This is a genomic window from Methylotuvimicrobium alcaliphilum 20Z (genome assembly GCF_000968535.2).
GTDB classification, from domain to species: Bacteria; Pseudomonadota; Gammaproteobacteria; order Methylococcales; family Methylomonadaceae; genus Methylotuvimicrobium; species Methylotuvimicrobium alcaliphilum.
The window spans coordinates 2,670,336-2,681,196 of record NC_016112.1; the positions used below are offsets into that span (position 1 = coordinate 2,670,336).

Annotated in this window: 6 protein-coding genes; 4 read left to right on the forward strand and 2 right to left on the reverse strand. The window is 48.3% G+C overall.

The features are described 5' to 3' along the window. The first annotated feature begins 143 nt into the window (after window positions 1–143). Genes MEALZ_RS11475 through MEALZ_RS11485 form a run of 3 tightly spaced genes read left to right on the forward strand, consistent with a single transcriptional unit; the run spans window position 144 to window position 4,423 of the window. Window positions 144–1,562 (forward strand): acetyl-CoA carboxylase biotin carboxylase subunit, encoded by a 1,419-nt coding sequence (locus MEALZ_RS11475; protein WP_014148801.1) that lies wholly within the window; start codon window positions 144–146, stop codon window positions 1,560–1,562. 49 nt (window positions 1,563–1,611) lie between these two features. Next, entirely contained in the window at window positions 1,612–3,438 is a 1,827-nt protein-coding gene (gene oadA, locus MEALZ_RS11480) for a sodium-extruding oxaloacetate decarboxylase subunit alpha (RefSeq protein WP_014148802.1), read from the forward strand. A gap of 4 nt (window positions 3,439–3,442) precedes the next feature. Beyond that, window positions 3,443–4,423 carry an L-threonylcarbamoyladenylate synthase gene (locus MEALZ_RS11485; RefSeq protein ID WP_014148803.1) on the forward strand — a complete coding sequence of 327 codons (981 nt, stop codon included), beginning with the start codon at window positions 3,443–3,445 and terminating at the stop codon, window positions 4,421–4,423. A 678-nt stretch (window positions 4,424–5,101) separates the two neighbouring features. Here the strand turns inward: MEALZ_RS11485 and pta are convergent. After that, window positions 5,102–7,216: a phosphate acetyltransferase gene (gene pta / locus MEALZ_RS11490; RefSeq protein WP_014148804.1), complete on the reverse strand. Its 2,115-nt coding sequence runs from the start codon at window positions 7,214–7,216 to the stop codon at window positions 5,102–5,104. Between the two features lie 555 nt (window positions 7,217–7,771). Then, window positions 7,772–9,118, reverse strand: a complete 1,347-nt coding sequence (locus MEALZ_RS11495) for a TolC family outer membrane protein (protein WP_046061122.1) — start codon at window positions 9,116–9,118, stop codon at window positions 7,772–7,774. Between the two features lie 457 nt (window positions 9,119–9,575). Between MEALZ_RS11495 and MEALZ_RS11500 the strand changes: the two genes are divergently transcribed. Then, complete coding sequence (locus MEALZ_RS11500) at window positions 9,576–10,841, forward strand: hypothetical protein (protein ID WP_014148806.1); 1,266 nt, start codon at window positions 9,576–9,578, stop codon at window positions 10,839–10,841. Window positions 10,842–10,861: the final 20 nt, after the last annotated feature.

The window sequence follows — 10,861 nt, forward strand, 5'->3', positions numbered from 1 at the left end:
CATGACTTTATTGCATTTTCCAACCTGATATAATTAACACTTAAATATTTCGATAAAATTCTTTAAGATATAAGCCTGCATATATCTGTAAAATCCAATTCCAGCCATCAATTCCCATCCTAATTTCGGGGTACGTCTAACCTATGTTACGTAAAATACTGATTGCCAACCGCGGCGAAATCGCCGTGCGCATCATTCGCGCCTGCGCCGAAATGGGCATTCGCTCCGTCGCGATCTATTCGGAAGCCGACCGTTTCGCCCTTCATGTTAAAAAAGCCGACGAATCCTATTGTATCGGTAGCGAACCGATGTCCGGTTATCTCAATATTTATGCTTTGGTCAATCTGGCTGCAGCGACCGGCTGCGATGCCATTCACCCGGGCTACGGATTTTTGTCCGAAAATGCCTTATTCGCGAAAGCCTGCAAGGAACGTGGCTTGATCTTTATCGGTCCCGAGGCAGAAGTCATACATCGTATGGGTGATAAAACCGAAGCACGCAAAGCGATGGTTGCAGCCGGGATTCCGGTCACCCCTGGCTCGGAAGGCAATCTCGAATCGGTTGAAGAAGCCTTAGAGGTGGCCGAATCGATTGGTTATCCGGTCATGCTGAAAGCGACTTCCGGCGGCGGCGGCCGTGGCATTCGCCGCTGCGATAATGCCGAAGAACTGCAACGTAATTACAGCCGCGTAATCTCAGAGGCGACCAAAGCCTTCGGCAGCGCCGATGTGTTTCTTGAAAAATGCATCGTTAACCCGAAGCATATCGAAGTACAAGTTCTGGCCGATCACCACGGCAATGCGATTCACCTCTACGAACGCGATTGCTCGATTCAACGCCGCAATCAAAAACTGATCGAAATTGCGCCTTCACCTCAACTCGACGAAGCACAACGCCAATATATCGGCGGTTTGGCCGTGATCGCGGCAAAATCGGTCGGCTATACCAATGCCGGCACCGTCGAATTTCTGCTCGACGATAACGACCGTTTCTACTTTATGGAAATGAATACACGCGTTCAGGTCGAACACACGATCACCGAAACCGTGACCGGCGTCGATATCGTCGAGGAGCAAATCCGTATCGCCGCCGGTTTGCCTTTGCGTTTCAAACAACATGAAATCGTTCGTCGCGGTTATGCCATCCAATTTCGCGTCAATGCCGAAGACCCTAAGAACAGTTTTCTACCGAGCTTCGGTAAAATTACGCGTTATTACGCGCCGGGCGGACCGGGCGTACGCACCGATACCGCGATTTACACCGGCTACGAAATTCCGCCGTTTTACGACTCGATGGTCGCGAAGGTCATCGTAAATGCGCTGACTTGGGAAGACGCGATTCAACGCGGCGAACGTGCGCTCAAAGACATGGGCTTATTCGGCATCAAAACGACGATTCCGTATTATCTACAGATCCTGAAACACCCCGAGTTCCGCACGGCCTGTTTCAATACCGGTTTCGTCGAACAGCACGGAGAACTCGTCAATTATTCTAACAAGCCGCGCCCTGAAGTGCTCGCGAGTGTAATCGCTGCGGCGATGGCCTCACATACCGGCTTGTGATTTCCTGATTTAAAAAACTGACAGCCGACAAGATTCAATAGGATACAAAATGCCAAAAGTTCATATTACCGATGTGATATTGCGCGATGCCCACCAATCGCTGATCGCAACGCGACTGCGTACCGAAGACATGCTGCCTGCATGTGAAATGCTCGACAATATCGGCTACTGGTCGCTCGAATGTTGGGGCGGTGCGACTTTCGACGCATGCCTGAGATTCCTAAAAGAAGATCCGTGGGAACGTCTCAGTAAACTGAAAGCCGCATTACCGAACACGCGCCTGCAAATGCTGCTAAGGGGGCAAAACCTGCTCGGTTACCGCCACTATTCGGACGATGTCGTTAAGACTTTCATCGAACGGGCCGCTGCGAACGGTATGGACGTCTTTCGCATTTTCGATGCATTGAACGACGTACGCAATCTGCAAACCGCTATAGAAACCACCAAGGCGACCGGTAAACATGCACAGGGGACGCTATGCTATACGACCAGTCCCGTGCATGATGTAAACAGTTTCGTGACATTAGCCAAGGAGTTGTCCTTGATGGGCTGCGACTCGATCGCAATCAAGGATATGGCCGGCTTGCTAACGCCCTACGCGGCTTCGGAACTGGTCAAAGCACTGAAAGATACGATTGATTTACCGTTGCATCTACACACACACGCCACTTCCGGACTCGCCGAAATGTGTCAAATCAAAGCAGTCGAGGCCGGCTGCGAGCACATTGACACCGCATTGTCATCTTGGTCCGGCGGAACGAGCCATCCGCCGACCGAAAGCCTCGTCACGGCTTTGAAAGGCACTGATTACGACACCGGTCTCGACCTCGATAAACTGCAAACCGTCAACAACTACTTCGCCGAAATGCGTAAGAAATACCGCCGCTTTGAAAGCGAATTCACCGGCATCGACACGCGCGTGCACGTATTTCAGGTACCGGGCGGCATGATCTCGAATCTCGCGAACCAATTGCGCGAACGCAATGCACTGGACCGAATCCAGGAAGTTTACAAAGAAATTCCCGAAGTTCGTAAAGATCTGGGCTATCCGCCTCTGGTCACGCCGACATCGCAAATTGTCGGCACGCAAGCCGTATTGAACGTATTGACCGGTAAACGCTATGAAACGATCACTAACGAGGTCAAACGTTACCTGCAAGGCGGCTACGGCAAGGCCCCGGCCCCGGTCAACGAGAGTCTACAAAATAGGGCAATCGGCAAGGAAGAGCCGATCGACTGCCGCCCGGCCGATCTACTCAAGCCCGAGTTCGAACATTTACGCTCGGAAATCGGCCATTTGGCGTTGAATGACGAAGACGTACTCAGCTATGCGATGTTCCCGGAAGTCGGCAAACAATTTCTCGAGCAGCGCTCGAACGATAACCTGGTTCCCGAACCGTTGGAAATTGAAACTCAAGCAACCGACGCCGTACAAAAAGCGGCGACCGAATTCAATGTCGCGCTGCACGGCGAGTCTTATCATGTCAAAGTAACTGGCGCCGGACCTAAAAATCAAAGTCTTCGCCACTTCTATTTCATGGTCGACGGCGTACCGGAAGAAATCGTCGTGGAAACACTCGACGAAATCGTCCTGGACGGCGGCACCCATGGTGCGGTAAAAAGCACAATTTCGAGTAAACGTCGCCGCCCATCTTCGGAAGGCGATGTCACAGTCAGTATGCCGTGTAACATTCTCGAAGTCTTGGTTAAAGTCGGCCAATCAGTCACAGCCGGCCAAGCTGTTTTGATCACCGAGGCAATGAAAATGGAAACGGAAATCACTGCACCGATTTCGGGTACTGTAAAAGCCGTGCATGTCGTCAAAGGCGAACCGGCCAATCCGGATGAAGTGTTGGTAGAAATCGAGGTCGCATAAGAACATGACTGAAACGGTTTTTGCCGACGATGCCGCAATCGCTAAAGCGGTTGAATTGTTGAATCAAGGCCGTTTAGTCGCCTTCCCGACCGAAACAGTTTACGGTCTTGGCGCCGACGCCGGCAGTGCCGAGGCCGTAACCGGCATATTCAAGGCCAAAGGCCGACCGGTCGATCATCCTCTGATCGTCCATATCGCAAGCCCCGCTCAGTTATCGGACTGGGCGAGCACGGTCCCGGAAACGGCTCAACGATTGGCAAAACGCTTTTGGCCGGGACCGCTAACTTTAATTTTAAAGAAACGTCCCGAAGTTCCGAATGAAGTCACCGGCGGACAAGATACCATCGGGCTGAGAATTCCCGATAGCCCGGTTGCCTTGCATCTTTTACGAGCATTCGGCGGCGGCATTGCCGCACCTTCAGCCAATCGATTCAAACGTGTCAGCCCGACTCAAGCCTCCCATGTCGCTGAAGAACTGGAGGGGTTGGTCGATTTGATTCTGGACGGCGGACCTTGCCGAGTCGGCGTCGAATCGACCATCATCGATTTAAGCGGTGCAAGCCCCTTGCTGTTAAGGCCAGGCAGTATTACTAAGGCCGAAATCGAACAGGTTCTACAATGCGAATTGACCGAGATAAGCACCACGAACAACGATACGCCCCGTGCGCCCGGACAAATGGCCGTGCATTACGCGCCAACGACCCCGACTCGTTTGTGCCCTTCCGAGCAACTTAACGAAACGATTAGGCAATTGTCCGAACAAGGAAATAAAATCGGTTTACTGGCATTTCGCTTCGAACCGAACTTATCGATGACTATCATTCAGTTACCTGAAACTGCCGAAGCTTATGCACAAGGTTTGTATGCAGCGCTACGCGAACTGGATCGCCAAAAATTGGACATCATCTTGGTCGAACAACCACCAGAATCCAATGAATGGCATGCAATCAACGACCGATTGAAAAAAGCGGCTACGGCATTTTAGTCCTAACCACACTGCTATCGATATCCACAAACTATTGAATAGGTCCTTCAGTTCGGTTTTCAATCGTTCCCACAAAGCTCCCATCGTTATAAACAAATCGTAGGGTACGCTGCGCGTACCTCTATGCCTTTAAGCACGGAATCCCTGCTCAGATCAAACCATAAGGGCTTGGTTAGCATTGGTGGGGTTACCATGGTACGCATAGCTTACCCTATGGCGCTAGATTGCAGTGTCGTCCGGAAAATCTATTGGTGTTTGAGTGAAGCGGCTTCGATAGTCGCGACGTAGGCGTCGCTCCCACAGCGCTTGTAACCTTTTATGGGAGCGATCCCCTGGTCGCGATTTCGAAACCGGGAGCGTTAGGTGACAACAAACGGTATCGAGGTCACATTAGCTAAGATGGTATCTACCAACGACGAGCTCAGAGCGTGGGAATCATTTGGGGAGTTTTTTTACTTCTGCGGGACGGGTTATTTAACCCGTCCCCAACGTTTCGGTTTGCCCTAAACATTTCGGCTGACTTCGGCCAAAGTCAAAACGTTTAGGACGGGGTTGCAAACCCCGTCCTGCTAGGGATATGCTGGTTTTTGGGCTTTAGCTGAAGAAACTTGCTAATCAGGAAATCCTTAGTCTTTACCACACGACTACGGAAAATCTCTTAACTTAATGACAGTAATCCTAAGCAGCCGGTTTTCGACCGGTTTCTTGAGCCTGTATCGCCGTGATCACAACGGTATTGACGATATCGTTTACGGTACAGCCTCGGCTTAAATCGTTGACCGGTTTATTCAAGCCTTGCAAAATAGGCCCGATGGCAATCGCTCCGGACGAGCGCTGAACTGCTTTATAAGTATTGTTGCCGGTATTTAGATCGGGAAAAATAAATACGTTCGCTTGCCCTGCCACCTCGCTGTCCGGCATTTTGGTCTTGGCAACACGGCTATCGATCGCCGCATCGTATTGAATCGGCCCTTCCAGTTTCAATTCCGGTTTCAATCGTTTAGCCAATTCGACTGCCGACCTAACCTTATCGACCGCCTCGCCTTTTCCGGACTCGCCGGTTGAATAAGAAAGCATCGCAACGCGTGGCGTGATATTGAACATACTCGCGGTTTGCGCGGAACTAATCGCAATATCGGCTAATTGTCTGGAATTAGGATTCGGATTGACCGCGCAATCCCCATAAACCAGCACCCGGTCTTCCAAGCACATGAAAAAAACGCTAGAGACGATCGATGTTCCCGGTTTGGTTTTGATGATTTCAAAGGCCGGCCTGATCGTATGCTGGGTCGTATGTATTGACCCGGAAACCATTCCGTCGGCAAGATTATGGTGTACCATCATCGTCCCGAAAAAACTGACATCTGTCATAAGATCAAACGCCAATTCGTAATGAACGCCCTTATGCTTGCGTAACTCGAAATAAGTTTCGGCAAATTTCTGACGCAGTTCGGAAGTCATCGGATCGATAATCTCGATGTCTTCTAATTGCAAAGCCATCGCAGCGATTTTTTGCTTGATCGTTTCTTCATTACCTAGCAGCGTCAACTTGACGGCTCCCCTAAGGAAAAGGATTTCGGCTGCCCTTAAAATGCGCTCTTCCTCGCCTTCAGGCAAAACAATATGCTGCGGATTGGCTTTGGCTCGCTGCAAAATTTCATATTCGAACATGATCGGCGTCACGCGCGGCGTTTTACGCGTAAACAGGCGCTGCTGCAGCTCCTGCATGTTGATATTATCTTCGACCAAACTCAAGGCCGTGGCGATCTTGCGTTCATTATTGGAATTTAAACGCGCATGTACTCGAGTAACGTTCATCGCCGTCGTGAAGGTGTCGGTGGCGACACCTAAAACGGCAAACGGCAAAGCCCCTAATCCCTCGATTAAGTATTGCACCTGCGGCGCGGGCTCTTGCTCTCCAGTCAACAGTAAACCGGCAATTTGCGGATAACTTTTCGAGTGATAAGCCATCAAACAAGCCAGAATGATATCCGAACGATCCCCGGGCGTAATGATCAAATCGCCTTTCTCAATGTAGTCGAGAAAATCCGAAACTAACATCGCCGCAACCTTGTAGTTATAAACTTCAAGGTTGAGCGTTTCGAAATCATGCGATAAAAACTTTGCATTCAACGACCTGGCAATATCGCCCATGCTGGGCTTTTCCAGTGACGGTTCGGAGGGTACGACATAAACAGGAAAGTTGGATTGCGGATCGTGTCCGAATTGATCTCTAAGTTCGCCAACCTGAGCCGCCGGAACACTGTTGATCACCGTTGCCAACAGGACAGCATTTTTTTCCTGAATATCATGTCGGAGCCCGGCCAAAGCATCGATTATTTGTTCATTGGATCGATTGCCTCCTTGAATAATTGGCATCAACAGACAATCTAAATTGTTCGCGACATCGGCATTAAAATCGAACTCAAAAATCGACTCGCCGCTTTTATAATCGGAACCGACACAAATCACATGATCCGATTGAATTTTTAAGCTTCGGTATTTAGCGAGAATCAGTTTTATTAAATCGTCATAACGATCATGAGCCAATAGGCGCCGAGCTTCCTCATCGGTGCATCCGTACATCGATTCGTACGGCCACTCGAGCTGATAACGATAGGTTACTAGCTCAATCAAGTCGTCTTTTTCCTCTCCGGCATGAATAATAGGGCGAAAAAAACCGATCTTTTGGGCAAAACCGGAAAACATTTCCATCATAGCTAGCATGATGACCGACTTACCGCTGCCCTGCTCGGCACCGGTTATATAAATATTTTTAGAGACTTGGGACATTTTTGTTTAAAGAATCAATTATGGAGAAAGAATTATTTCCGGTTCCCATGGTCCTGAAGCTGTGAAAGTTTTGGCGAATAGGTCATAAAAAATTTATTCACCATGAAGGCAATGAAGATAAAAGCTAATAAAATCAAAAATCTAATTCTTCATTTACTTCATGCGCTGCATGGTTATTTCGCAATATTCAATACTTTTACGGTCTTTGGAGCGGTGGGAACGAGGAAGAGCCTAAATGATGTCGATAGTCTTTAGGATTTCGCGATAAACATACCTTTCGCACTTCAAATTTCGGCAGTGCCTAGAGCCTACATGGATGTATTTACCCAGCACCTAAATTCCATAGCCCATTGACCATGGTTAATTGTCTTGGATAATTTAGGTGCTGGGCGGACACCCAGGCGCCGAACTTTTATCTACGACGGGTATAACTTCCCGGTTCCATGAGCTTTGTATCGACTACGACAACTCGCACAAGACTTTATCGTTTTGCCATATTTTGCAAGCACCTGCTTTTTTTGGTTCCGACGAGCCTTGCTTAGATTTATCATAAGACTAATGCGACAGTAACGAGTTAATATATTCCAAATCATTTTCGCTCAGACTGCTGGCTGCTTGTTTCAGGCGAATACTGTTGATCAGATAATCGTAACGCGAGCGCGCATGATCTCGTTTTGCACGAAAAAGGTTTCTTTGTTCGGCTAATATTTCAACCATGGTTCGAGTGCCGACTTCCAAACCGGCCGAGGTTGCTTCCAACGCGCTCTCGGCCGACTTAACGGCCGATTGCAATGCATCGACGCGACTGATACTGGCATTCACGCCTCGGTAGGCATTGTTCACCTGGCGTATAACGGCGCGCTTTGCCGCGATCAGATTTTGTTTGGCCGCCTCAAACTCTTGCCTTGCTTGCCGAGTGCGCGAATTCACCGCACCGCCCTCGAATAGCGGCACATTCAATTGCAAACCGATGCTTTGCGTATCGCCGCGAAAACCGAAAGTACTGGTATTATCCGACACGCCATAGGATCCGACGATGTCCAATTGCGGCATATGCCCGCTATTTTGCAAATCGACGGCCTTCCTAGCAAACTCGGCCTGATTGAATGCCGAAATAATCGAAAAGTTGCCGTTTAGCGCCGCATCGCTCCATGCCTTCATTTCATTGGGCTCAGGGACAATCAACGGCAACTCTTTTCCTATCGGGCTAAGCTCCCCGTCAAACTCGCCGATGATTTCACGCAAAGCTTCCTTTTGATTATCGAGATTATTATCCGCTTCGATTTCATTGGCCAAGGCTAAATCATGGGCAGCCTTCGCTTCATAAACATCGGTAATCGCAATCAAACCGACTTCGAAACGCTGCTGAGCTTGTTCCAGTTGACGAGCAATCGCATTTTTTTCGGCAACCGCAAAGTCTAGACCGTCCTGCGCGGACAACACGTTGAAATAAGCCTCGGTGATTTTGACCATTAAGTTCTGCAGCTCCGCCAAATATTCGGCCTCGGTCTGAGCAATTTGGTTATCCGACTGGCTTAATTGAATCCAATGATCCCAATGAAAAACCGGCTGCACAAAATTAAGGCTAAAAGTGTTATTCCAAAATTCTTGATTAGTCTGCGGACCTCGAAAATCGAAACCGGCACCGGCTTTTTTGTTGTGAAGCCATTCTCGGCTACTAGCCCCGGTAGCCGAAAGACTGGGCAGCAAACGCGCAATACCTTGATCCTTGAATTCCGCGTTGGCATACTGCCGTGCAAGCGCTTGTTTTAATATCGGATCATTTTCCAGTGCTTGCATGTAAACCTCAATAAGATCCTGCGCAAAGGACTGATTTTGAATAAGTAAAGCAAATAGCGCTACGATGGCGCTTTTAAAAAAATAAAGCTTGCTACTATTCATTTGTAGATGAACCCGGTTTAAACATATTAATTCGATCCTTGTCTCCACTCTGGAACACAGAAGATGTAATTTTAAGGCTATATTCGCATCAATGGTTGAAGTGATTACTACACCAACCTCAAAACTTGAAGACTGCAGGGGACGCTGTAAGTACCACAGCAGTAACACCCGTAGTTTAAAACGCCCTCGTGTGCTACCTTGTGCTGACATTAGGTATGCGTAGCGTACGCTACAACCCACTGGATTTATAAGCGCTTCTGGTAGTGGCGGGTGTTTTCAACTAATACCGCATAATGAGCCAATTCTAACACCTACACCCTAAAAAAATTCGTTACTATTTTATTTTCTCAACGCCCATTATAGACTCGACAATAAAAGTGAAATTAGAAGTTTAAATAGCTTATTTAAAGTAGACTTTGTTTGTAATTTATATTAATGATCTTCAAAACCTGTTGCCATGAAAAAAATTGTCCCTTTTCTCATTATCGTCCTTTTCAGTATACTTTCCAGCGGTTGTGCCAGTTTCGGACGGGGCATTGCCGAAGCTTATTTCGAAAAACAAGAAGCCGCCGATACCCGATTATGTGAAGTTACCGGCAGCCCTTTTGAAGGTATCAAACCGCATCTAAATAATGCGGACGGTAAAATGAAAGTGCTGATGGTCCATGGAGTCGGCGATAGACTGCCGGGCTATTCAACACAATTTCTTGAAAAACTCGCCAAATCACTAAACCTAACTGTCAGAGCTAAACGTAACAAAGACATTTTTCTGCGCGATCCTTTGGACGAATCGAAAAAACTCGGCAATTTGAGAATTCATCGTTTACTCAACAAGAGGCGCGATCAAGAATTATTGTTTTACGAGCTAACCTGGTCCGAAATCACCGCTCAACAAAAAGCGATTCTGGCCTATGACAACTCCGGCGAGTACTCCTTTCGCCGCGCCGAGGTCAACGATTTATTGAAACGATTTTCCAACGATACCGGCCCCGATCCGATTATCTATCTCGGCGATAGCCGAGAAGACATTTTGGTCTCGTTTACGCAATCGTTTTGCTGGATGACCAAAGGCCTATGGGACGATTTACCCGACCAGCAGGCAAAAAGCTGTACTTTCGACGATTTAGCGGCGGTTGAAAATTTAAAAAACGACCAATACGCGGTCGTATCACATAGTCTCGGCAGCCGAATCACAATCGATGGATTGCAACGGCTTGCCCGCTTTTTCAGCGATAGCAGTTTCAGGCCCGAGCTCAACCGTCCGAAAGAGATGGTTCAAGCCCTACAACAGAAAGTCATTCCCATATACATGATGTCGAATCAACTTCCGATGCTGCAGATGGGTCGGCAATTACCGGAAATCACGGGCCAACAGAGTGCCTTTTGCAGTCCCGAAGGCGAACATTATGATAAAAGAATTCTGAGCGAAACACCGATTATCGCCTTCAGCGACCCGAACGACCTATTGAGCTATGCCATACAACAAAATTTTGTCGATAGATTCATCGACTCGAGACTGTGCGCCGAAGTCACGAATATCAACATCAATGTCGCGAAAATTTTTGACGCTTTCGGTTTAGGAAAATTTGCCAATCCGCTCGACGCCCATATCGGCTACACCACCGACAAACGGGTAATCGCAATGATCGCCAAAGGCATCGGCAACGCCAATACCTCTAAACTTGTCAAAAAGCGTTGCAGTTGGACCGAAACAATCGATTGAAAGACTATGCCAGCTATGCT